At 63.0% G+C, this 21,261-nt stretch carries 19 protein-coding genes; 8 read left to right on the top strand and 11 right to left on the bottom strand.

The genetic code is table 11. The features are described 5' to 3' along the window. Nucleotides 1-60 precede the first annotated feature (60 nt). Nucleotides 61-1,236, bottom strand: coding sequence for an OpgC family protein (locus RAD16_RS08615; RefSeq protein WP_458157452.1), 1,176 nt, complete (start codon nucleotides 1,234-1,236; stop codon nucleotides 61-63). A gap of 820 nt (nucleotides 1,237-2,056) precedes the next feature. On the opposite strand from RAD16_RS08615, the gene RAD16_RS08610 reads away from it, so the two are divergent. Beyond that, on the top strand, nucleotides 2,057-3,049 hold the full coding sequence (locus tag RAD16_RS08610; protein ID WP_458157451.1) for a helix-turn-helix domain-containing protein: 993 nt from the start codon (nucleotides 2,057-2,059) through the stop codon (nucleotides 3,047-3,049). A gap of 93 nt (nucleotides 3,050-3,142) precedes the next feature. On the opposite strand, the gene RAD16_RS08605 is transcribed toward RAD16_RS08610, so the two are convergent. Further along, complete coding sequence (locus tag RAD16_RS08605) at nucleotides 3,143-3,547, bottom strand: YccF domain-containing protein (protein WP_458157450.1); 405 nt, start codon at nucleotides 3,545-3,547, stop codon at nucleotides 3,143-3,145. 51 nt (nucleotides 3,548-3,598) lie between these two features. Continuing rightward, nucleotides 3,599-4,684, bottom strand: a complete 1,086-nt coding sequence (locus RAD16_RS08600) for a rhomboid family intramembrane serine protease (protein ID WP_458157449.1) — start codon at nucleotides 4,682-4,684, stop codon at nucleotides 3,599-3,601. Nucleotides 4,685-4,979: 295 nt separating this feature from the next. Between RAD16_RS08600 and glgX the strand changes: the two genes are divergently transcribed. Continuing rightward, the gene (gene glgX, locus RAD16_RS08595; RefSeq protein WP_458157448.1) at nucleotides 4,980-7,097 is read left to right on the top strand and encodes a glycogen debranching protein GlgX; all 2,118 of its coding nucleotides are present in this window, start codon (nucleotides 4,980-4,982) and stop codon (nucleotides 7,095-7,097) included. Nucleotides 7,098-7,207: 110 nt separating this feature from the next. On the opposite strand, the gene RAD16_RS08590 is transcribed toward glgX, so the two are convergent. The 3 genes from RAD16_RS08590 to RAD16_RS08580 form a co-directional block, all read right to left on the bottom strand. Then, nucleotides 7,208-8,011, bottom strand: a complete 804-nt coding sequence (locus RAD16_RS08590) for an enoyl-CoA hydratase/isomerase family protein (protein WP_458157447.1) — start codon at nucleotides 8,009-8,011, stop codon at nucleotides 7,208-7,210. A 99-nt stretch (nucleotides 8,012-8,110) separates the two neighbouring features. Beyond that, complete coding sequence (locus tag RAD16_RS08585) at nucleotides 8,111-9,655, bottom strand: acyl-CoA synthetase (RefSeq protein ID WP_458157446.1); 1,545 nt, start codon at nucleotides 9,653-9,655, stop codon at nucleotides 8,111-8,113. 103 nt (nucleotides 9,656-9,758) lie between these two features. Beyond that, nucleotides 9,759-10,568, bottom strand: a complete 810-nt coding sequence (locus RAD16_RS08580; protein WP_458157445.1) for a crotonase/enoyl-CoA hydratase family protein — start codon at nucleotides 10,566-10,568, stop codon at nucleotides 9,759-9,761. Nucleotides 10,569-10,672: 104 nt separating this feature from the next. Here RAD16_RS08580 and RAD16_RS08575 point away from each other — a divergent pair, with 104 nt between their 5' ends. Beyond that, entirely contained in the window at nucleotides 10,673-11,545 is an 873-nt protein-coding gene (locus RAD16_RS08575; protein WP_458157444.1) for an SDR family oxidoreductase, read from the top strand. Nucleotides 11,546-11,632: 87 nt separating this feature from the next. Further along, entirely contained in the window at nucleotides 11,633-13,213 is a 1,581-nt protein-coding gene (locus tag RAD16_RS08570; protein WP_458157443.1) for a fatty acid--CoA ligase, read from the top strand. Nucleotides 13,214-13,406: 193 nt separating this feature from the next. Here RAD16_RS08570 and RAD16_RS08565 read toward each other — a convergent pair whose 3' ends face one another. Further along, on the bottom strand, nucleotides 13,407-14,681 hold the full coding sequence (locus RAD16_RS08565; RefSeq protein WP_326896245.1) for an acyl-CoA dehydrogenase family protein: 1,275 nt from the start codon (nucleotides 14,679-14,681) through the stop codon (nucleotides 13,407-13,409). Nucleotides 14,682-14,907: 226 nt separating this feature from the next. On the opposite strand from RAD16_RS08565, the gene RAD16_RS08560 reads away from it, so the two are divergent. Beyond that, nucleotides 14,908-15,687 carry an enoyl-CoA hydratase-related protein gene (locus tag RAD16_RS08560; protein WP_458157442.1) on the top strand — a complete coding sequence of 260 codons (780 nt, stop codon included), beginning with the start codon at nucleotides 14,908-14,910 and terminating at the stop codon, nucleotides 15,685-15,687. Nucleotides 15,688-16,078: 391 nt separating this feature from the next. Here the strand turns inward: RAD16_RS08560 and RAD16_RS08555 are convergent, their stop codons facing one another. From RAD16_RS08555 to RAD16_RS08540, 4 genes are read right to left on the bottom strand one after another with little or no spacing between them, the layout of a single operon-like run. Continuing rightward, nucleotides 16,079-16,456: a DUF6285 domain-containing protein gene (locus RAD16_RS08555; protein WP_458157441.1), complete on the bottom strand. Its 378-nt coding sequence runs from the start codon at nucleotides 16,454-16,456 to the stop codon at nucleotides 16,079-16,081. A gap of 2 nt (nucleotides 16,457-16,458) precedes the next feature. Continuing rightward, nucleotides 16,459-17,445 carry a phosphotransferase family protein gene (locus RAD16_RS08550; RefSeq protein ID WP_458157440.1) on the bottom strand — a complete coding sequence of 329 codons (987 nt, stop codon included), beginning with the start codon at nucleotides 17,443-17,445 and terminating at the stop codon, nucleotides 16,459-16,461. After that, nucleotides 17,442-18,230 carry an enoyl-CoA hydratase/isomerase gene (locus RAD16_RS08545; RefSeq protein WP_458157439.1) on the bottom strand — a complete coding sequence of 263 codons (789 nt, stop codon included), beginning with the start codon at nucleotides 18,228-18,230 and terminating at the stop codon, nucleotides 17,442-17,444. The genes RAD16_RS08550 and RAD16_RS08545 overlap by 4 nt, the downstream gene beginning before the upstream one ends. A 45-nt stretch (nucleotides 18,231-18,275) precedes the next feature. Beyond that, nucleotides 18,276-18,449, bottom strand: a complete 174-nt coding sequence (locus RAD16_RS08540) for a hypothetical protein (protein WP_458157438.1) — start codon at nucleotides 18,447-18,449, stop codon at nucleotides 18,276-18,278. Between RAD16_RS08540 and RAD16_RS08535 the strand changes: the two genes are divergently transcribed. The 3 genes from RAD16_RS08535 to RAD16_RS08525 all read left to right on the top strand — a co-directional run bounded on the left by RAD16_RS08535 (nucleotide 18,448) and on the right by RAD16_RS08525 (nucleotide 21,259). Continuing rightward, on the top strand, nucleotides 18,448-19,227 hold the full coding sequence (locus RAD16_RS08535; protein WP_458157437.1) for an SDR family NAD(P)-dependent oxidoreductase: 780 nt from the start codon (nucleotides 18,448-18,450) through the stop codon (nucleotides 19,225-19,227). The two genes, RAD16_RS08540 and RAD16_RS08535, sit on opposite strands and share 2 nt — an antisense overlap. Nucleotides 19,228-19,340: 113 nt before the next feature. Further along, nucleotides 19,341-19,721: a VOC family protein gene (locus RAD16_RS08530; protein WP_458157436.1), complete on the top strand. Its 381-nt coding sequence runs from the start codon at nucleotides 19,341-19,343 to the stop codon at nucleotides 19,719-19,721. A gap of 260 nt (nucleotides 19,722-19,981) precedes the next feature. Further along, nucleotides 19,982-21,259, top strand: a complete 1,278-nt coding sequence (locus RAD16_RS08525) for an acyl-CoA dehydrogenase family protein (protein ID WP_326896238.1) — start codon at nucleotides 19,982-19,984, stop codon at nucleotides 21,257-21,259. Nucleotides 21,260-21,261: the final 2 nt, after the last annotated feature.

The raw sequence follows: 21,261 nt of genomic DNA, 5'->3' as shown, positions 1-21,261 counted from the left end.
ATGTCGTGGATGCTGACCAGACCGGCGCGCAGGATGGGCTGGGCCCTTGAGACTAACAGTTCAGCGAACCGGCGGAATTTTCTCGATCGGCTGTGTCCACCCTGACTTCCGCTCGCGCTTGAGGCCGATCGCGTTCAGTCCCCGCGCAACGACGATCATCATCAGGACTCCAGCACAACTGACCACGATCTGCATCGCAAGTCCCTCGGAGAGGTCGAGCAGCGTAAGGTGGCTGCCCAGCGCCAGAAGGACGCCGAGACAATAGATCGGCAGCGAATTCTCGCCACACCACCTCGCGCAGCTCAGCGCCGGCGTTGATAGCGTTCCCCAATCCTGAGGAATGAATCGAAGCACCACAACGGCAAGAGCCATAAAATGCAGCAGGCGTATCGGACTGAGATTCGATTTATCCAGCGGAAATAGCAGGTCCCTCACAATTTGCGGGACCAGCGGCTTGATGCTCCAACTCTGTACAAGGACAAGGCCGAAAACCAGATAGAGAACGGCGAGAACAAGCGCCGGGCGCGACATCAGCCAGGGCCGGAGCTTCTCTCCCTCCATGACGCACCATGCACCCAGCACCATCGGAAGCTGCCACGCCAGCGGATTGAAGAACCAGACGCCCTTGGGCCAGGCTGGAACCGTCCAACCGAAGACGTGCACAAGCGCGTAGAGCAACAAGGAGACCCCAAGGGTGGCGTTCGGTGCTCGCAGCAACAGCCACAGCAGCGGCGCGAACAGCACGTGAAAAATCACAAAAACCGGCAAGATGTCGGTGTTGACAGGTCGGTATTGCAAGGTTGCTGCGTGAGCAAGCGTCGGGCCCGGATGCTCGAGCAGGATTCGCGTATTGCTTTCATCGGCGAGATCATCGCTGCCCGAGAGGTAGACGAGTATGGCGCAAGCGAGCGTGAGCAGTAGAAACGCCGCGTATATGTCCCATCCCCGCCGCAGCGAACGGCCGATCATACCGCTCCAGCCCTCGCGCTCACGTGCCCTGCCGTAGGCCAGCGCACAGGTCACGCCCGAGATGAACATGAAGATCTCGGCGGCGTCGCAGAAGCCGTAGTTGCGCGGCGTCAACCAGCTCCCGATGTTGTTGGGAACGTGGTCAAGAAAGATCCACCATAACGCGATCCCACGACAGACGTCGATACGCAGATCGCGGCCGGCTCCCTTGAACTCGGGTGGAGTTTCGCCGAACAATCGCGTCGAGGTGTGAGGTCGATCGTCCATCTGGTGACCTGCCTGCGTGCGCTCGCGTTCATGAGGTCGGTAACGCGCGCCAGCTACCCGATGGGTGATCGGGGCTCCTTGGTCGCCCAGCCGCTCTTCTGGGCGCCTTGGTCGGCAGGATCATCGTCCTCCCAAGGCACTTGCTCCCAAGGCACTTGCAAGATTTGGTCGCCGACGCCCCGTATCAAAAGTTGCTTTCGCATTTCGGTGAGACGGGCACGGCAGTATTCGCGATAAAGCATGTCGACTATGGCGAACATGATCGAATCCCTTCCCAATCACCACGGTTGACGTCCCATGTGACGGATTTCGACCACCTTACCCGGCGGCCGAAAACGAGCAGTGTCGGGACGTAACTTGCGTCCGACGGACCTCAATGGTGATGCGACGATCAAGGCCGACAGAAAGTCGGTATCAGAGGATAGCCTCGTTCTGCAGAACTTCCGCTTGCGGATCGTTGAGCCCGATCAGTCGCGAGCAGCGTTGTAAAGCTGGATTTGGTCTTGCACCCTGCCATGGATTTTCAAATTCGATCCGATGGCAGCAATTTGAAATAGAGCCATCACAATGATCTCCTCTTAAAGGAGAGATTTGCGTTCGATATTCGCAATCAAAGATTGTCGCATTTTTCTAGTCGCCACGTGAGCCAGTTCACATCAGCATCAATCACAGGTGAACGAGACTAGCAGACAAACGATGTAGCTTCTTGGAGTACTGCGTACCTCAAGATACGGTCGGTGCGCAAATTGCAAAATACTGATACCGAAAGCTGGCCTGTCGCTGCATTTGAACCAATCAATTGTCAAGGCTGGAGGTCCCCATGTCTACGGACGCAGCCAATTTCGTATCGCATCGATTTTCGACGCGCGAGCATCCGGAGCGGATGCGACTTCCACTATGGCGCGAGAGCTTTGTGCGGGGGATAGTCCACGCCGATGTCGAGCCTCTCGCGAACATTCCGTTACAAGTCGACGCAACGCTGCAAGCGATCCGCGGCTTGCGCACGCTCACACTGAAAGGCTCATCCATGCGCTTCAAGCGCTTGCGGACGAGCCTTGCCGACGGTGACGACTCGATCGGCCTGATCGTCTGCCCGCCCGGAAGAAGTCAACTGACGCAGCGCGGCCGCGACATCGAGCTTTGCGCCGGTGACGCAGCCTCGATTCTGCATTCGGAGCCAGCCACAGTCACCTATGTCGACGGAATGCTATTCGGTCTGGCTGTGCCCCGCGAGGCGCTTGCGCAGCGCGTGACTGATATCGAGAGCCTCGCTATGCGACCGATCCCCCGGCGAAACGAGCCGCTTCGTCTTCTCATGGCCTATCTGAGGTCGGCATTCAAGGAGGGGGCTCTGGCCGCCCCCAAGCTGCGTGATGTCGTCACGGCTCACACCTGTGATCTCGTAGCGCTCGCAGTCGGCGAGTGCGCTCCCTTGGGCGAGAGCGATGCGAGTGCGGTCGTGGCCGCGCGCCACAGTGCCGTCCTCGACTACATCGCGATACACTTTCAGGAGCCCGGGCTCAGCGTCGAGACGGTCGCTCGTCGCCAGGGCATTTCACCTCGCTATCTGCAGCGCCTGATGGCGTTGTCGGGATCATCGTTCACCGGGCACGTGAATGAGCTACGTCTGCAACTTGCGCTCAAATTGCTGACCGAAGCGCGCGCCGGCGCGCAACTGATTTCCGATATCGCCCTGGAAGTGGGCTTCTCGGACGTTTCGCACTTCAATCGCCTGTTCCGGGCCCGCTTTGGCGATTCGCCGCGCGGGGTCCGCTACATCGGCAGGGATCGCGGCCGAGCCACGTGCCCTTGATCGGCGCATGCGCGAGATGCTATCGAATTTCTTCGTCACAGGCGGACGGAATGATGGGCTTCGCTTACGCTCTGCCTAGCCTACGCGTTCGCCCTAAGCCGGCACGATCACCTTGCCGATCGGCCAGAGCGCGATGCCGGCGAGCTTCAGATGAGCCCAGGCGAAGGGGATGCCGATGATGGTGACGGCAAGGACCAGCGCGGTGACGAGATGGCCGAGCGCCAGCCACCAGCCGGCCAGCACGAGCCAGATGATGTTGCCGATCACCCCGAGCGGGCCGGTGCCGATATCGCTCATGCCGGTGACATCGTAGCGGTTGACCGCTCTCGAGCCGAACGGCAGCAGCGTGTAGACGGCAATGTTGAACGCCGCCCGCGCCCAGGGCAGGCCGATGATGGTGATGGCCATGATGACCGCGGCCACCAGCCAGCCGAACGCCATCCAAGCGCCGCCGATGAGGATCCAGAGGATGTTGAGCAGGATGGAAACAGGGGTCATGGGATGATCCGCGGGGTCAATGACCCCCTCACTATAGCACGCTCCCGGAGGTCATAGTCCATGACGCCGGCTACGTTCGGCACGCAGCGATGTGGCGACGAATCCAACATCCTCGATCCCTCGCGAAATCTCCTTCGCGCACAGATAAAGCGTCAGCGCGGCGACACCAATCGCGGTGAGTCCCGAGATGAGCACAGGATTTTGGCAGAATATGACAAGAAAATTGTCGAGCGGAACGGGTCCAATTGGCCAGCGCGGCCAGCAAGAAAATGCCAGAGCCCAACCGCACAGCATCGCGGCAGCAGCGTTCAGCCCAGCCAAGGCCGTCACGACGATCGCGAGACCCTTCCTCATGGAGAGCGCAAGATCGACCAGCTTCACGACGGCGCAGCATGCGACCACGATGATGATCATCAGACCCCATCCGGAAGCCCCGGCGGCGATGGCCTGGGCCTGACCGCTCCAGGCCCACAGCGCCATGACGCAGGCAAGCAGGGTCAGATTGACCTTCACGACCTCGGGAAACTTGCAACGAAGCGCCCAGGCATTCGCCTTCTCGACAAGGTCGAGCAACGCGCAGGCGATCAATCCGGCGGCAAAACCGCCGAGATGGACGCCCCAGTCGATCCGTGAATTGCTGAACGCGAACGCAATGTTCAATCCGATGTTGATCGCGAAGAAATCGAACCCGACATCGAGCTTGCCGAGAATCCACAGGCAGAGCAGCGCGCCGAGGATACCCGACGTGGCGCCGGACGCGCCGACCGTCAAATACGGGGTGGAATGGATACCATTGCCGATGACCGCGCCGAACACCATCGCGCAGAGATAGATGATGAGGAAATAAGCCGGTCCGACCCGCCGCTCCAGATGTCCGCCCCACAGCACCAGACACAACATGTTCATGGTGAGGTGGATGAAATTGACATGCAGAAAGCCATAGGCGAGCAGGCGCCAGTACTCATGCCGCGCGATCGCGGTCGAATACATGCCGCCGTAGCGATACAGCAGCTCCGCCGGCGCCGACGGACCCCCTGCCTGGATGAAGCAAAACCCTGACGCGAGGACTGTCACCGTCATCAAGGCATAGACGGCCGCATGAGGAACTTCGAAGAACCCGGGACGAAACGATGGCATGAGAAATCGGGACCAGTTGAAACAGGGAGCGGCAGCATAGCCGAGCCCGTCAAACAACTCTACCCATACGTGTATCAGATCGGTTATACCGATAGTTACGTTTACTTCTGCACTCAGGACGCGGCAGGACCGCGAGGAGCATCATCGATGGTTCGCATGGAGGCCGGAGGGCTGCGGATTTCAAGCGGGCGCTACCTCTCGCTTCATCGCGCTGACGCACGTACCGAGCAGAATGATCCGGCCGCTTGAAACATTCGGAACGCGATGGCGTTGCCGACGCGGCCAGGGGGTTCACATGTCCGATTTCATCATCGAGGAAGGCCTGCCCTATCCGCTGGGTGCCCATTGGAGCGGCGAGGGTACGAATTTCGCGGTCTTTTCCGCCAACGCCACAAAGGTGGAGGTCTGCCTGTTCGACGGCGAGCGCGAGACGCATCGCTTCGAGTTGCCGGAATATACCGACCAGGTCTTTCACGGCTATATCGCCGGCGTCGGTCCCGGCACCTTCTACGGCTACCGGGTCTACGGGCCCTACCAGCCCGACGCCGGCCATCGCTTCAATCCCAACAAGCTGCTGCTCGATCCCTATGCCCGCGCGCATGCCGGGAGCCTGACCTGGAATCCGGCCGTGTTCGGCTACAAGATGGAGACCGGCGACGACCTCAGCTTCGACGAGCGCGACAGCGCGCCGTTCATGCCGAAATGCGTCGTGGTCGATCCTGATTTCGACTGGCAGGCCGAGGCCGCGCGGCAGAACGTCCATTGGGACGAGACCATTGTCTACGAAACCCACGTCAAGGGTTTTACCAAGAAGCACCCCGCTGTGCCCGAGAACCTTCGCGGCACTTATGCCGGTTTCGCCGCGCCGGAGCTGATCGCACACCTGACATCGCTCGGCGTGACCTCGATCGAGCTGCTGCCGATCCATTCGTTCATCAACGACGACAATCTTCTGAGGAAGAACCTCGTCAACTATTGGGGCTACAACACCATCGGCTTCTTCGCGCCCGACCCGCGCTACGCATCGGACGTGCCGAACAGCCTGCGCGAGTTCAAGGAGATGGTGTCGAAGCTTCACGGCGCAGGCCTCGAGGTGATCCTCGACGTCGTCTACAACCACACCGCCGAAGGCAACGAGCTCGGGCCGACGCTGTCCTTCAAGGGCATCGACAATGCGAGCTATTATCGCCTGCTGCCGGACCGGCGGCGCTATTACATCAACGACACCGGCACCGGAAACACCGTCAACCTCTCCCATCCGCGCGTGATCCAGATGGTGATGGATTCGCTGCGCTACTGGGCCGGCCACATGCATATCGACGGCTTCCGCTTCGATCTCGGCACCATTCTGGCCCGCGAGGTCTACGGCTTCGACGAGCAGAGCGGCTTCCTGAAGGCGATGGACCAGGATCCGCTGCTGTCCACCGTCAAGCTGATCGCCGAACCCTGGGACTGCGGGCCCGGCGGCTACCAGGTCGGCGGCTTCCCGCCCGGCTGGGCGGAGTGGAACGACAAATACCGCGACACCGTGCGCGACTATTGGCGCGGCGAGGCGCCGCCGTCCGCGCTCGCAACGCGGCTGCTCGGCTCAGGCGACATCTTCAACCGCTGGGGCGGCCGGCGCTCATGGGCCAGCGTCAATTTCATCGCCGCACATGACGGGTTCACGCTGAACGACTGGGCGAGCTACAACGACAAGCACAACGAGGCCAATGGCGAAGGCAACCGTGACGGCAATTCCACCAACCGCTCCTGGAATTGCGGAGTCGAAGGCCCGACCGACAACACTGAGATCATCGCCCTGCGTGAGCGGCAGAAGCGCAACATGCTGGCGACCCTGCTGCTCTCGCAGGGCACGCCGATGCTGCTCGGCGGCGACGAATTCGGCCGTACCCAGCTGGGCAACAACAACGCCTATTGCCAGGACAGCGACATCTCCTGGTTCGACTGGAGCATGGGCGAGGATTCGCAAAAGCTGCTCGCCTTCACCAAACGCGTGATCCAGCTCCGGCGCGACTATCCGATCCTGCGCCGCAGCCGCTTCCTCACCGGCGTGCACGACGCGAAGCTCGACATCCGCGACGCCGTCTGGGTCAATGCCAATGGCAGCGAGATGTCGAGCGCCGACTGGGAGAGCGGCTGGCTGAAATGCTTCGGCGTCGTGCTCGACGGCCGTGCGCGAAAAACCGCGATCGCGCGCCATGGCGAGGACGACAGCGTGCTGATCATCCTCAACAGTTTTGAGGGCGAGGTCGACTTCAAGCTGCCGCGTACCACGGCGGGCCCATGCTGGTCATTGCTGCTCGACACCAATATCGGCGACGGCGCATCCGGCGCGCGGTTCGAGTTCGACAGCATCTACAAGGTGCCGGGACGATCGTTCCTGCTGTTCGTGGGCGGGGAGCTGGTGTAGGGGCAGGTCCGCTTTCACACCATGGTTGTCGTAGCCCGGATGAGCGTAGCGACATCCGGGGCTTTGCCGCTCACTGTCCCGGGTATCGCTTCGCTCACCCGGGCTACAAACTACTTCCCCTCGAACTTCGGCTCGCGCTTCTCCATGAAGGCCTTCATGCCTTCGGCCATGTCCTGGGTTTTGAACAGCGGCAGGAGCTGGAGATAGACGTGATGGACGTGGTCGTGGAAGTTTTCGTTGAGGCCCATCCGCATCATGCGCTTGGAGGCCTGCACCGCGAGCGGCGCGTTGGCGGCGATTTCGCGGGCGACGGCATACGCGCGGTTCATCAGCTCGGCATCCGGCACGACCTCGTTGGCGAGACCCCAGTCCAGGCACTCGCGCGCGCTGAGCGTGCGCCCGGTGAGGATCAGCTCGGAGGCCTTGGCCCAGCCGAGCATGCGCGGCAGCAGCCAGGTGCCGCCGGATTCCGGCACCACGCCGCGCTTGACGAAGGCCGCGGCGAGCTTCGAGGATTCCGCCATGATGCGGATGTCGCAGCCGAGCGCGGTGTCCATGCCGTAGCCGGCCGCGCCGCCGTTGACGGCGCAGATGGTCGGCTTGTCCATCGCCTGCAACACCGTCGGCGGCGTGTTGCGCAGGTTGATCGTGGTCGGCGAAGACGCAGCGCTGAGGCCGTTACCGTCGCGCTCCCTCCGCAGGTCGAGGCCGGCGCAGAACGCCCTGCCCTTGCCCGTGAGGATGACGACGCGGATGTTGTTGTCCTCGTTGGCTTCGGTGAGGAGCCGCGCCAGATCGTTCAGCATCGGGCCGGAGATCGTGTTCATGCGCTCCGGCGCGTTCAGCGTGATGGTCGCGATGTGGTCGGCGACCTCGTAGAGCACTTCTTCGGTCTCGCTTGCCGCATCGCTCATGGGAGTCCCCTCTTTTGTAGCCCGGATGAGCGCAGCGACATCCGGGACCTCAACTCTCACCGCCCCGGGTATCGCTTCGCTCACCCGGGCTACGGACTTTCAAATCTTCCGCCCCGCCTGCTCCCAATAGGGATCGCGCAGGCGGCGCTTGAAGATCTTTCCTGAATCTTCGCGCGGCAGCCCCCTGCGGATCTCGATGTGTTTCGGCACCTTGTAATCGGCGAGCGACGTCTTCAGCCTTGCACGCACATCGGACGCATCGAGCGTGATGCCGGCTTGCGGCTCGACCACCGCCATCAGTGCCTCGCCGAACTCGGCATCGGGGATGCCGAACACCGCGCAATCGTGCACGCCGGGCACGGCGTGCAGCACCGACTCGATCTCCGCCGGGTAGATGTTGACGCCACCCGAGATCACCATGTCGCGCTTGCGGTCGCAGATGAAGACGTAGCCGTCCTCGTCGATATAGCCGACATCGCCGGAGGTGATGAAACCATCGCGGTCGATCTCGGCGCGCTTCTCGGGCTTGCTGTGGTAGGTGAAATCGGCCATCCCGGCCATGCGTGAATAGATCTCGCCGATCTCGCCCACACCCAGCACGCGACCGTCATCGCCGATGAAGCGCAGCTCGGCGCCGGGCGAGATCTTGCCGACCGTGCCCGGCTTCTTCAGCGCATCCTCGGAGGTCGCGAAGGTCACGGCGCCGGATTCGGTCGAGCCGTAGAATTCGTAGATCACCGGGCCCCACCATTCGATCATGGCGCGCTTGACGTCGGCCGGACACGGCGCGGCGGCATGAATGATGTGGCGGAGCGAGGAGACGTCATACTTCCTGCGGACTTCCTCCGGCAGCTTCATCAGGCGGATGAACATGGTCGGCACCATGAAGATGGTGTCGATCTTGTACCGCTCGATCAGCTCCAGGAACTGTTCCGCCTCGAACCGCGGCATCAGCACCAGCACGCCGCCGAGCTTGCCGGCACGAATGCCGAACGAATTCGGTGCGGAGTGATAGAGCGGCCCCGGCAGGATCGCGCGGGCGCCGGGCTTCAAGCCATAGATCATCGCGCGCATGCGCTCGCCGGCTGCCTGCTGATCCGGCGTCGGCGCATTCCGCCGCACGCCCTTGGGATGGCCTGTGGTGCCCGAGGTGTAGATCATGTTCATGGGCTGCGGCACGACCGGGCCGTCATAGGGCTGGAATTGTGCGAGCCAGGATTCGAGATCGATCGCGAAATCCGGCGTCTTCAACTGATCGGGATCGATCTTGTAGTTGGACAAGATCTCCGGCGGCGTCGGCACGCTGAGCACGGTGACGCCCTCACGGATCGCATCGCGCAAGGCGTGCAGCATGTCGGCATGGCCGATCAGCACGGACGTGCCGGTATCACCAAGGATGTAGTTAATCTCCTCCGGCTTGAAGTGCCAGTTGATCGGCACGCCATAGGCACCCAGCCGCATCGCGGCATAGGCGGCCTCCAGGAAGGCGATGTCGTTACGCATCAGCATGCAGACGCAATCGCCCTGCCTGACGCCGATTTTGGCGAGGCCGGAGGCGATGCGGTCGGCGCGGGCGGCGACGTCGGTGTGGGAACGGCGGCGGTCGCCGGAGACGATGCCGAGGAAGTTGGACGTTTCGCTCATTTGTTGAATTCCGATCTTTCGTCGGGTTGAACAGTTTTGCCACAATCTCACCCGTCATTCCGGGCTCGCCGCTTACGCGGCGCCCCGGAATGACGGGGAGTTACTAGTCCGCATACTTCGCGGCGCGCTTCTCCAGATTGGAGCGCACTGCTTCGGTCTGGTTCGCGCTGCCGATCAGCTTCTGCTGCTCGACGGACTCCGCCAGCAACGCCGGGCCGGGATCGACCGAGAGATTGTTGAGCAGGCGTTTCGCCGCGCGGATCGCATCGGGGCTCTTGCCGGCGATCTCGCGCGCAACTTCAAGCGCTGCCGCGCGCGGATCATCGCAAATGCGCGTGGCGAGACCGTAGGTCATCGCCTCCTGCGCGGAGAAGATGCGGCCGGTGTAGGTGAGATCGCGCAGGATGTCGTCACGCACCAGCGAAGCCAGGATCGGCGTGCCCGCCATATCAGGGACGAGGCCCCATTTGATCTCCATCACCGACATCCGCGCATCGGGTGCGAGGAAGCGCATGTCGGCGCCGAGCGAGAGCTGGAAACCGCCGCCGAAGGCAACACCGTGCACCGCCGCGATCACGGGAACCGGAAGCTGTCGCCATCCCCATACCGCTTGTTGCGGAAAGTTCGCCTGACCGTGCGTGCGCTTGGTGAGGTCACGATTTTCGCCACCCGGAATTCCGTTGCCGCCTTTCTCCTTCATGGCGGCAAAACGCCCCATGTCGAGACCGGCGCAGAAGGCGCGGCCTTCGCCGGAGAGCACCACGACGCGCACGCCTTTTTCCTTCGAAAGCCGCTCGGTTGCCGCGACAAGCGCTTCGAACATGGCCTGATCGAGCGCATTCATCTTGTCGGCACGCACCAGGCGCACGTCGGCGACGCCTTCCGAGATCGAGATCGAGACGCGCTCTTCCATGGATGAATTCTCCCTGTTCTTGTTCGGTGCCGCTTTACAGAAAGCTGACGGCCGGATTTAGTCAATCGACCAATTAACCGACAATCCGTACGGGAGAAACAGCCATGTTCAAGGAAAATCTTCTGGCTGGGCGGCGCATTCTCGTGACCGGCGGCGGCACCGGGCTGGGCAAGTCGATGGCGGCGCGCTTCCTTCAGCTCGGCGCCGAGGTGCACATCTGCGGCCGGCGCAAGATCGTGTGCGACGAGACCGCGACCGAGCTGATGGATCAGTATGGCGGCCGCGTCACCAGCCACGGCGTCGACATCCGCAACGCGCTCGCGGTCGAGGAGATGGTCGAGAACATCTTTCGCGACGGGCCGCTCACCGATCTCATCAACAATGCCGCCGGCAATTTCATCTCGCGCAGCGAGGAGCTGTCGCCGCGCGGCTTCGATGCCGTCGCCAACATCGTCATGCACGGCACGTTCTATGTGACGCATGCGGTCGGCAAGCGCTGGATCGCGTTGAAGCAGCCCGGCAACGTGGTCTCGATCACCGTGACCTGGGTGCGCAACGGCTCGCCCTACGTCGTGCCGTCGGCGATGAGCAAATCCGCGATCCACGCCATGACGATGTCGCTCGCCACCGAATGGGGCCGCTACGGCATCCGCCTCAACACCATCGCGCCGGGCGAGATTCCGACCGAGGGCATGAGCAAGCGCATCAAGCCGGGCGACGAAGCCGGCGCGCGCACCAAGGCGATGAACCCGATGGGCCGCGTCGGCACCATGGAGGAGCTGCAGAACCTCGCGGTGTTCCTGATCTCCGGCGGCTGCGACTGGATCACCGGCGAGACGATCGCCATGGACGGCGCGCAGGCGCTCGCGATGGGCGGTAATTTCTACCAGCTCCGCGACTGGAGCGACGACGACTGGAAGACCGCGCGCGAGAGCATCATGGCGCAGAACGAGAAGGACCGGGCGAAGCGGGGGTGATCGCATACCCCGCCCTCTCCCATATTGTCTTTGCCCGCGGATGACGCCACACTCCGCGGCATAAAAACAAAACGCCACGGGAGAGACATGTCCACCACACAGCCATTGGCGAATCTCGCCGACATGGTGCGCGAGCGCGCGACGAGCCGCGGCAACGCCACCGCCTACGAGTTCGAGGGCCGCGTCACCAGCTTTGCCGAGTTCGACGTCAGGACCAACAAGGTCGCGAATGCGCTGATCGCGATGGGCGTGAAGAAAGGCGACCGCATCGCTTATCTCGGCAAGAACAGCGATCTCTATTTCGAACTGCTGATGGGCGCGATGAAGGCCGGCGTCGTCATGGCGCCGGTGAACTGGCGGCTCGCGGGACCCGAGGTCGCCTTCATCGTTGCCGACTGCAAGGCGCCGGTGCTGTTCGTCGGGCCGGAATTCATCACACAGGTCTCGCAGATCAGGGATCAGCTCCCGGGCGTCCGCACGGTCATCACCACCGAAGGCGGCGCGCCGGAATGGCAGGATTTTGCCGACTGGCGCGATGCGCAGAGCGGCGACGATCCCAAAGTGCCGATCGACACCAGGGACATCGCGATCCAGCTCTACACATCGGGCACCACACGCAAGCCGAAAGGCGCGATGCTGAGCCACGCGAACTTCCTCAACCTGGTGCAGACCGGTAATGCCGCGGACAAGCCGGAGTGGAACCGGTGGTCGACGGATGACGTCTCGCTGGTCGCGATGCCGATCTTCCACATCGGCGGCTCCGGCTGGGGCGTGATGGGGCTCTACCACGGCGCCCGCGGCGTCATCGCGCGCGAGTTCGATCCGACCAAGGTTTTGGATTTCTTCGAGCAGTCGGGCATCACAAAGCTGTTCATGGTGCCGGCGGCGATGCAGTTCGTGGTGCGGCAGCCGCGCGCCAGGACGGTCGACTTCTCCCGGCTGAAATACATACTCTACGGCGCCTCGCCGATTCCGGCGGCGCTGCTGAAGGAGTGCATCGAGATCTTCAAATGCGGCTTCGTGCAGATGTACGGCATGACGGAGACCACGGGCACGATCGTCGCGCTGCCGCCTGAGGACCACATCGAGGGTCTCGAGCGGATGCGCTCGGCCGGCAAGGCGTTGCCGGGTGTCGAGATCGCTATTCTGGATGCCGACGGCAAACCGCTGCCGCCGCGCGAGGTCGGCGAGATCGCGACGCGCTCGGGCTCCAACATGGCCGGCTACTGGAATCTGCCGGAGGCAACCGCCTCGACGCTGCGCGGCGACGGCTGGCTGCGCACGGGTGACGCCGGCTACATGGACGAGGACGGTTATCTCTACATCCACGACCGCATCAAGGACATGATCATCTCCGGCGGCGAGAACATCTATCCCGCCGAGGTCGAGAGTGCGTTGTGCGATCATCCTGACGTCGCCGAAGCCGCGGTGATCGGCATTCCCGACGAGAAATGGGGCGAGGCGGTGAAGGCCGTGGTGGTGATGAAGCCCGGCAAGCAGGCGACCGCCACCGACATCATCAACTTCACCCGCGAGCGCATCGCCGGCTACAAGACGCCGAAGAGCGTGGAGTTCCTGCCGGCGCTGCCTCGGAATCCCTCAGGCAAGATCCTGCGGCGGCAGTTGCGCGAGCCGTATTGGGCGGGGAAGGACCGGCGGGTGAATTGATCGTCATTGGGAGGAAAAATCCGGAGTCCCTTCGCGGCGACATTTCTGGATTGCTTCGCTTCGCTCGCAATGACGGTGTGGAGACAGACGCGCGCCTCTCTCCTCCCGTCATTGCGAGGAGCGCTTGCGACGAAGCAATCCAGTCTGTCCTTTTTGGAACAATTCTGGATTGCCTCTACGCTCGCAATGACAATCAATGCTTCCCCGGCCCCATATAGCCGAACAAGAACCCCGCCACCTTCCGCATCTGGATCTCCTCGCTGCCTTCAGTGATGCGGTAGCGACGGTGGTGGCGGTAGATGTGCTCAAACGGCTTGTGGCGCGAGTAGCCCATGCCGCCGTGAACCTGCATGGCGCGGTCGGCGGATTCGCAGCAGAGACGGTTTGCCCAATAGTTGCACATCGAGACGCGGTCGGAGAGCGTGCGCTCGATCTGCTCCTCGGTGAGCTGATCCATCTCCCAGGCGGTCTTGCGGATCAAGAGGCGCAGCATCTCGGCTTGCGTCGCGAGCTCGACCAGCGGGAACTGGATCGCCTGGTTCTCGGCGAGCGCCCTGCCGAACGGCTTTCGCTCGCGCGCATATTTGACGCTCTCGTTGATGCAGTAGACCGCAGCGCCGAGCGAGCTTGCGGCCTGGCGGATGCGGTTCTGGTGGACAAAGCACTGTGCCAGCGACAGGCCGCGGCCGACCTCACCGAACTGCGCGTCTTCCGGCACGAACACGTCCGTAAAGCTCACGCGGGGATGGTCGGTCGGCATGTTGAAGGTCCACATGTACTCCTCGACCTTCACGCCGTGGCTCTTGGCCGGCACCAGGAAGCAGGTGATGCCGCGGGCATCGCCGTCATTGCCTGATGTGCGGGCGAACAGCGCGCAATGCGTGGCGACATGCATGCCGGTGGTCCACATCTTCTCGCCGTTGATGATCCAGCCCTTGACGTTGTCGCGGGTCGCCGGCACCGCGCGCGTCTCCATGTGGGTGGCGTCCGAGCCGTGATGCGGCTCCGTCAGGCCAAAGGTGATGCGGTACTTGCCCTTGATCGAGCCGTCGATCATCGCCTTCTGGTCGTCGCGGCCGTAACGGTCAAGCATGGTGACGACGGGGAAATTGCCGACGATCGAATGCTCGTTCTGAAGGTCGTTGTGCAGGCCGAGCCCCTTGGCGGCAAAATGCTCGCGGATCACCGCCATCCAGAGGTTGGAGCCGTCCTTGCCGCCATATTGCTTCGACACCGGAAAGCGCAGATGGCCGGCGGCGTCTGCGAGATCCTTGGCCTTGCGCAGCAGCGCTTCCCATTCATGGCGCGGCAGGCCGCCATTCTCGAAATCGGTGCGCGCCCATTCGCGGCGATGGTCGAAGAAGCGGATGTTGTCGTCGGCCTCTTCCAGCGGCTTGATCTCGCGTTCGATGAAACGGTCGAGCTCTCCGAGATAGGCGACGAGATCGGCAGGCAATGAGAAATCCACGGTTCTCTCCCGGATTGATTTTTTCGTTTTGTGTTAAGGCGCTAGGCGCATTTTTGCTTCGTACGATTAAGGTGAGAAGTGTGCCGCCAAGTCAAGCAAGCTAACGTCAAGCAATGCGAGGCGTGTGAGGGATGCAAGGCGCATTGCGCAATTTGGTGGTGCTCGTGCGCCGCCGCGCGGTAGTATGACGCCAATATTCCTTCACGAGAAAATGCGGGAGCGCGCGATGGAGCTGAAATTCTCAAAGGTGGAACGCAAGGGGCCGATCACGATCGTCACGCTGTCGCGGCCCGAAGTCTACAACGCGCTGCACACCGACGCGCATTTCGAGCTGCAAAAGGTGTTTGACGATTTCTCCGCCGATCCCGAGCAGTGGGTCGCGATCGTCACCGGCGCCGGCGACAAGGCGTTCTGCGCCGGCAACGATCTGAAGTGGCAGGCAGCGGGCGGCAAGCGTGGCTGGGACAAGGGCGGCTTTGCCGGCCTCACGGCGCGCTTCGACTGCGACAAGCCGATCATCGCCGCGGTCAACGGCGTCGCCATGGGCGGCGGTTTTGAAATTGCGCTGGCCTGCGATCTGATCATTGCCTCCGAGAATGCGACCTTCGCGCTCCCTGAACCACGGGTCGGCCTTGCTGCACTTGCCGGTGGCCTGCATCGATTACCGCGCCAGATCGGGCTGAAGCGCGCCATGGGCATGATCCTCACCGCGCGCCATGTCAGCGCCAAGGAGGGACAGGAGCTCGGCTTCATCAACGAGGTGGTGCCGCAGGGCGAAGCACTTGCCGGCGCGCTGCGCTGGGCCGAGATGATCACCAAGAATTCGCCGATGTCGATCCGCGCCTCGAAGCAGACCATCCAGAAGGGCCTCGCCGTGTCGCTGGAGCAGGCGATCGAGGAGCAGCGCGAGTATCCCGCGGTGAAGGCGATGGTGGCCTCGCAGGATTACATCGAGGGGCCGAAGGCGTTCTCGGAGAAGCGGCCGCCGAAATGGGTGGGGAAGTAGCCCGCTCGTCATTCCGGGGCGCGCCGCAAGGCGCGAGCTATGATGCGCAATTGCGCATCTGAGAATCCATCGAGTGGCAGTAACGGTGGATGAATGGATTCCGGGCTCGTCGCTGCGCGACGCCCCGGAATGACGGCGGAGAGAGTGGCGCGGCTCTCTCAACACCTCGTCATTGCGAGCGTAGCGACTTGTCCGCCGAAGCCTCTGGCGAAGGCGGAAGCAATCCAGACTGCCTCCGCGGAAATGGTCTGGATTGCGTCGTCGCTTCGCTCCTCGCAATGACGGAGGAGAGAGTGGACGTAGCCCGGATGGAGCGAAGCGCAATCCGGGGCCGCGGCATCGTTTCGCGCGACCGTCCCGGATTACGCTTCGCTCCATCCGGGCTACGAAGCTACGGACTGCGCCCCAATTCCCGCTTGTAGGACGCATAGTTCGGCTGATCGACCGCAAGCTTGTCCATCGTGGTTGCCCACAGATGCTCGGCCAGACCCGGCGTTGCCAGGTCGACCTCGCCCTTTGCGATACGCTCGGCGAGCGCTCGATTGAGCTCGGTCACCGAGCCGTCCATGCCGAGCAGCGCACGCAGGCGCTCGACCTCGCTCGCATCGCTCCCCGCCTCCCGCGTCAGCTGGCGCGTGACGAGGTCGAGGATGTTGACGGCGACGCGCAGCTTGAAGGCCTGATGGCCGGAGATCAGCGGCGTGATGTCGTTGCGAAGGAAATCGGCGACCGCCTTGGTCAGCTCGATCGGTGTCGGTTCGTCCTGCATGCCTACCCTCCCCGCGGCGCCAGCAGCCGTAAGAGATCGATCTCGGTCTCGGACGCACGGCGGCCGATCATGGCGCGCTCCATGGAATGATCCGGCCCCTCGCGGAACCGCTGCATCATGCCGCCGCACATGATGCCCCAGCGCAGCGTGCCCATCACTTCCCAGAATTTCACGCGGGCAGGATCGCATTTGCGCCCCGCGGCCTCATAGCCGGCGAACAGATCTTCGCGCGAACCAAAGCCGCCGACCGGCTTGTCGACCTCGCCAAACCGCCAGGAGTTGACGCAGACCCAACCGAGATCCTCCATAGGATCGCCGAGATGGGCAAGCTCCCAGTCCAGCACCGCGCGGACACCATCAGGCCCAATGATGAGATTGCCGTTGCGGAAATCGCCATGCACCAGCGTGGTCTCGGCCGACGGTCCGGGATCGTGGTCGCGCAGCCAGCGCAGCGCCAGCTCGAACACGGGCTTTGGCCAGTTCAGGCTGCGATAATCGCGCTCGAACTCGGAGATCTCCTGGGTCGCGGAGCGGTTGCGCAACGCGGGCAATTTGTCCAGCGGCAGCCTGTGCAGTCCCGCCAGCACGCCGCCGATCTGCCGCGCCAGATGCGGCCGCGCCGCCGCGAATTCGTCATCGCGCAGAATCTTGCGGGCGATGGTCTCGCCCTCGACCCGCTGCATGATGAAGCCGGTGCCGAGATCGTCTTCCGGCGTCAGCACATGCAGCACGCGTGGCGACGGCACGCCGGCCTCGAAGGCTAGCTGCATCAGTTGCGCTTCGGCCGCAAGGCCCGCCGCCCGCGTCGGCGCGGCGCCATAGCCTTTCGGCGAGCGGCGCAGGATCGCGCCGACCGGCCCATCGGGATGCACGATGTCGAAGCGCCAGGTCTCCTGGCTGGCGCCACCCGACAGCCGCGCCGCGCCGGTGACGCCGGTCGCACCAGGACACCAGCGCACCACGCTGCGCGAAAGCTCGGCCTCGATCATTTGCCCCTAAACTGTGCCGGACGCTTCTCCAGGAAGGCGCCGACGCCTTCGCGGAAATCTTCCGTGTCGCCGGCGCGGAGCTGGCACTGGAATTCGAGATTGAGCTGCTCCTCGAAGGAGTTTTCGGGGCTGTCCCAATAGAGCTTGCGGATCAGCGACAGCGCCACCGTCGGGCCGCTTGCGAGATCGCGCGCGAGCTTCATCGCCTCTTCCATCAGCGCGCCGTCGTCATAGACGCGGTTGACGAGGCCCCATTCCAGCGCCTTCTCGGCCGGCAGCCGCTCGCCCATCAGCGACAATTCGATCGAGCGGGCACGGCCGACGAGGCGCGGCAGCAGCCAGGTCGAGCCGCAATCCGGCACGAGACCGATACGCCGGAAGGCCTGAAGGAAGTAGGAGGAACGCGCGCACAAAATCATGTCGCCGAGCAGCGCGAAGCTCATGCCGGCGCCCGCTGCCGGCCCGTTCACCGCCGTGATGATCGGGCAGTGCAGATTGCGGATGCGGCGCAGGAAGGGATGAAAGCCGGTCTCCAGCGTCAGGCCGGCCTTGGTCTTCTTCGACTGATTGTTGCGGCCCTGCAGATTCGCGCCGGTGCAGAACGCCCGCCCCGCACCGGTCAGCACGATGCAGCGCACCTCGTCCTTCTTCTCCTCGATCGCGTCGAGCGCTTCGGAGAGCCCGCCCAGCATGTCCATGGAGACCGCGTTCATCACCTCCTGATGGTCGAGCTTGAGGATCGCGACCGAGCCATCGAAATCGAGCGTGACGTGTTTGAACTGCATCGTTTCCTCGTCAGTTGCCGCCTGCATCAGTTTCGCAGGCCGGAATTAGTTTTGCCTGGGCGCATATTTGATTTTTGGCGCGGTCTTGTCCATGGTGACGAAAGCATACCCCACCGTCATATCGCATGATCTTGCGCGCACCGGCTGACGCGCGGCATGCCAAGAAACCTTGCCAAGAGACCTCGCCAAGAAACCTTGCCAAAACAGGAAACGCGCCATGAACCTTTTCGATCTTTCCGGCCGCGTCGCGGTGATCACCGGCGGCAATGGCGGTATCGGGCTCGGCATCGCACAGGCGCTCGCCGGCCAGGGCTGCAACGTCTCGATCTGGGGCCGCAATGCTGACAAGAACAAGGCCGCTGCCGCGAGCATGGCGGGCCTTCCGGGCAAGGTCGATAGCCGCGTCTGCGACGTCACCGACCCGGCCTCGGTCAACGCCGCGATGAAGGCGACGCTCGACACCTTCGGACGTGTCGACGGCTGCTTCGCCAATGCCGGCATCGGCGGCGGCGGCCGCAGGTCCTTCATCGAGCGCACCGAGGAGGAATGGCGCACGATGTTCGCGACCAATCTCGACGGCGTGTTTCACGCGTTCCAGGTTGCCGCAAAACACATGACCGAGCGCGCCAATGCCGGCGATCCCTTCGGCCGGCTGGTCGCGACCTCGAGCCTCGCCTCGATCTTCGGCACCGCGCGCAATGAGCATTATGCGGCGACCAAGGCCGCCATCAACGCGTTGGTGCGCGCGCTCGGCGTCGAGCTCGCCCGCCACGGCGTCACCGCCAACGCCATCCTACCCGGCTGGATCAAGAGCGACATGACCGCGGGCATCATGGCCAACGAAAAGTTCGTCGCCAATGTGATGCCGCGCATTCCGATGCGGCGCTTCGGCGAGGCATCCGATTTCGGCGGCATCGCTGTGTATCTGATGAGCAAGGCTTCGTCCTATCACACCGCCGATACGTTCGTGATCGACGGCGGCTATACGGCGTTCTGATTTAGGTTCGTAGCCCGGATGGAGCGTAGCGCAATCCGGGATCAGCCAAAGCAAGCAAGACCCGGATTTCGCTGCGCTCCATCCGGGCTACAAACTCTGAGGGGAATGGGCAAATGTTCTCACACATCATGATCGGCACCAACGATCTCGACAAGGCCAAGACGTTCTACGACACGCTGCTCGGCACGCTCGAGGTGCGCCCCGCGCGGGTTGATGGCCACCGCATCTTCTACATCACCAAGACCGGCGTGTTCTCGGTGTCGAAGCCGATCAACGGCGAGCCCGCGACATGCGCGAACGGCGGGACCATCGGCTTTTCCTGCAATTCGCCGGCGCAGGTCGATGCGTGGCATGCAGCCGGCATTGCGGCCGGCGGCGTGTCGATCGAGGATCCGCCCGGCGTGCGCCAGGGTCCCGGCGGCAAGCTCTATCTTGCGTATTTGCGCGACCTCGACGGCAACAAGATCTGCGCGATGCATCGGATGCCGAACTGAGCTAGCGCGCACAGTTGGATACCGTAGCCCGGATGGAGCGAAGCGTAATCTGGGTTGCGCTAAAGCTGACTCTGTCCCGGATTGCGCTTCGCTCCATCCGGGCTACAGATCTCGACCTGCCCCGTTCAAACAACATTTCAAACATCCTCGCGAAATTCCATCGCGTGGCATGGCTTGCGTGAGAAAATACGCGCTCGCACTTTAGCGGCGCTGCGACTATTCTCCCGGCCAACGCGATCTCAGTGCCCCCGGGAGGAACAATGACAAAGCACGCCTACATACCCCGCACCACCAACTACACCCTCAATCCCGGCGACGAGCTCAACGACCTCAGGATGTCGGACCAGGTCCGGCCGCTCTACGATCACGTCAAGAAGTTCATCCGCGACACCGTCGAGCCGATGTCGATCGAATTCGCCAAGGCCGGCGAAGGCAAGGAGGATCGCTGGAGCTTTACGCCCAAGCAGCTCGAGGTGCTGGAAAAGGCCAAGAACAAGGCCAAGCAGGAAGGCCTCTGGAACTTCTTCCTGCCCGATGACGAAACCGGCCAGGGCCTGAAGAACCTGGACTACGCCTATATCGCGGCCGAGCTCGGCAAGAGCCCGCTGGCGTCCGAAACCATGAACTGCTCGGCGCCGGACACTGGTAACATGGAGGTGCTGGAGCGCGTCGGCACCAAGGAGCAGAAGGAGAAGTGGCTGAAGCCGCTGATGAACGGCGAGATCCGCTCGGCCTATGTCATGACCGAGCCGAACGTCGCCTCCTCCGATGCCAAGAACATCTCGACCACCGCAAAACTCGTCGGCGACGAATGGGTCATCAACGGCGAGAAGTATTACATCTCCGGCGTGGGTGATCCGCGCTGCAAGATCCTCATCGTGATGGTGAAGACCAATCCCGATGCGGCGCCGAGCAAGCAGCAGTCGCAGATCCTGGTGCCGCGCGACACGCCCGGCGTCGAGGTGCTCGGCCCCATGTACGTGTTCGGGCAGGACCACGCCCCGCGCGGTCACATGCACATGCGCTTCAACAATGTGCGGGTCCCTAAGGAGAACATGCTGCTCGGCGAAGGCCGCGGCTTCGAGATCTCGCAGCTCCGCCTCGGCCCCGGCCGCATCCATCACTGCATGCGCACCATCGGCAAGGCCGAGAAGGCGCTGGATCTGATGGTGCAGCGTGGCCTCACCCGCGAAGCCTTCGGCAAGAAGATCGCCCATCTCGGCGGCAACATGCAGATCATCGCGCAGGCGCGCTGCGAGATCGAGGCGATGCGGCTGATGGTGCTCAAGGCCGCCAAGGCGATGGACGTGCTCGGCAACAAGGAAGCGCGCGTCTGGGTCTCCATGGTCAAGGCCATGGTGCCGGAGCGCGCCTGCAAGATCATCGACCAGTCGATCCAGATGCACGGCGCCACCGGCATCTCGCACTGGACCCCGCTCGCCGAGATGTACCAGGACGTGCGGCATCTGCGCTTCGCCGATGGTCCGGACGAGGTGCACTGGATGGTCGTGGGTCGCCACGAGCTGAGCATGGCGTAAAG

The sequence above is a fragment of the Bradyrhizobium sp. 18BD genome (assembly GCF_054185225.1).
Note: the sequence above shows the minus strand (reverse complement) of the source record. Positions and strands in the feature narration are given on the sequence as shown.

Bases quoted from the DNA above. Each gene is read 5' to 3' on its own strand.
- RAD16_RS08535 (WP_458157437.1), top strand. From the start codon at position 18,448: ATGAACCTTTTCGATCTTTCCGGCCGCGTCGCGGTGATCACCGGCGGC.
- RAD16_RS08545 (WP_458157439.1), bottom strand. From the start codon at position 18,230: ATGCAGTTCAAACACGTCACGCTCGATTTCGATGGCTCGGTCGCGATC.
- RAD16_RS08580 (WP_458157445.1), bottom strand. From the start codon at position 10,568: ATGGAAGAGCGCGTCTCGATCTCGATCTCGGAAGGCGTCGCCGACGTG.
- RAD16_RS08585 (WP_458157446.1), bottom strand. From the start codon at position 9,655: ATGAGCGAAACGTCCAACTTCCTCGGCATCGTCTCCGGCGACCGCCGC.
- RAD16_RS08605 (WP_458157450.1), bottom strand. From the start codon at position 3,547: ATGACCCCTGTTTCCATCCTGCTCAACATCCTCTGGATCCTCATCGGC.
- RAD16_RS08525 (WP_326896238.1), top strand. From the start codon at position 19,982: ATGACAAAGCACGCCTACATACCCCGCACCACCAACTACACCCTCAAT.
- RAD16_RS08555 (WP_458157441.1), bottom strand. From the start codon at position 16,456: ATGCAGGACGAACCGACACCGATCGAGCTGACCAAGGCGGTCGCCGAT.
- RAD16_RS08540 (WP_458157438.1), bottom strand. From the start codon at position 18,449: ATGGCGCGTTTCCTGTTTTGGCAAGGTTTCTTGGCGAGGTCTCTTGGC.
- RAD16_RS08610 (WP_458157451.1), top strand. From the start codon at position 2,057: ATGTCTACGGACGCAGCCAATTTCGTATCGCATCGATTTTCGACGCGC.
- RAD16_RS08550 (WP_458157440.1), bottom strand. From the start codon at position 17,445: ATGATCGAGGCCGAGCTTTCGCGCAGCGTGGTGCGCTGGTGTCCTGGT.
- RAD16_RS08560 (WP_458157442.1), top strand. From the start codon at position 14,908: ATGGAGCTGAAATTCTCAAAGGTGGAACGCAAGGGGCCGATCACGATC.
- RAD16_RS08615 (WP_458157452.1), bottom strand. From the start codon at position 1,236: ATGGACGATCGACCTCACACCTCGACGCGATTGTTCGGCGAAACTCCA.
- glgX (WP_458157448.1), top strand. From the start codon at position 4,980: ATGTCCGATTTCATCATCGAGGAAGGCCTGCCCTATCCGCTGGGTGCC.
- RAD16_RS08530 (WP_458157436.1), top strand. From the start codon at position 19,341: ATGTTCTCACACATCATGATCGGCACCAACGATCTCGACAAGGCCAAG.
- RAD16_RS08590 (WP_458157447.1), bottom strand. From the start codon at position 8,011: ATGAGCGATGCGGCAAGCGAGACCGAAGAAGTGCTCTACGAGGTCGCC.
- RAD16_RS08600 (WP_458157449.1), bottom strand. From the start codon at position 4,684: ATGCCATCGTTTCGTCCCGGGTTCTTCGAAGTTCCTCATGCGGCCGTC.
- RAD16_RS08570 (WP_458157443.1), top strand. From the start codon at position 11,633: ATGTCCACCACACAGCCATTGGCGAATCTCGCCGACATGGTGCGCGAG.
- RAD16_RS08575 (WP_458157444.1), top strand. From the start codon at position 10,673: ATGTTCAAGGAAAATCTTCTGGCTGGGCGGCGCATTCTCGTGACCGGC.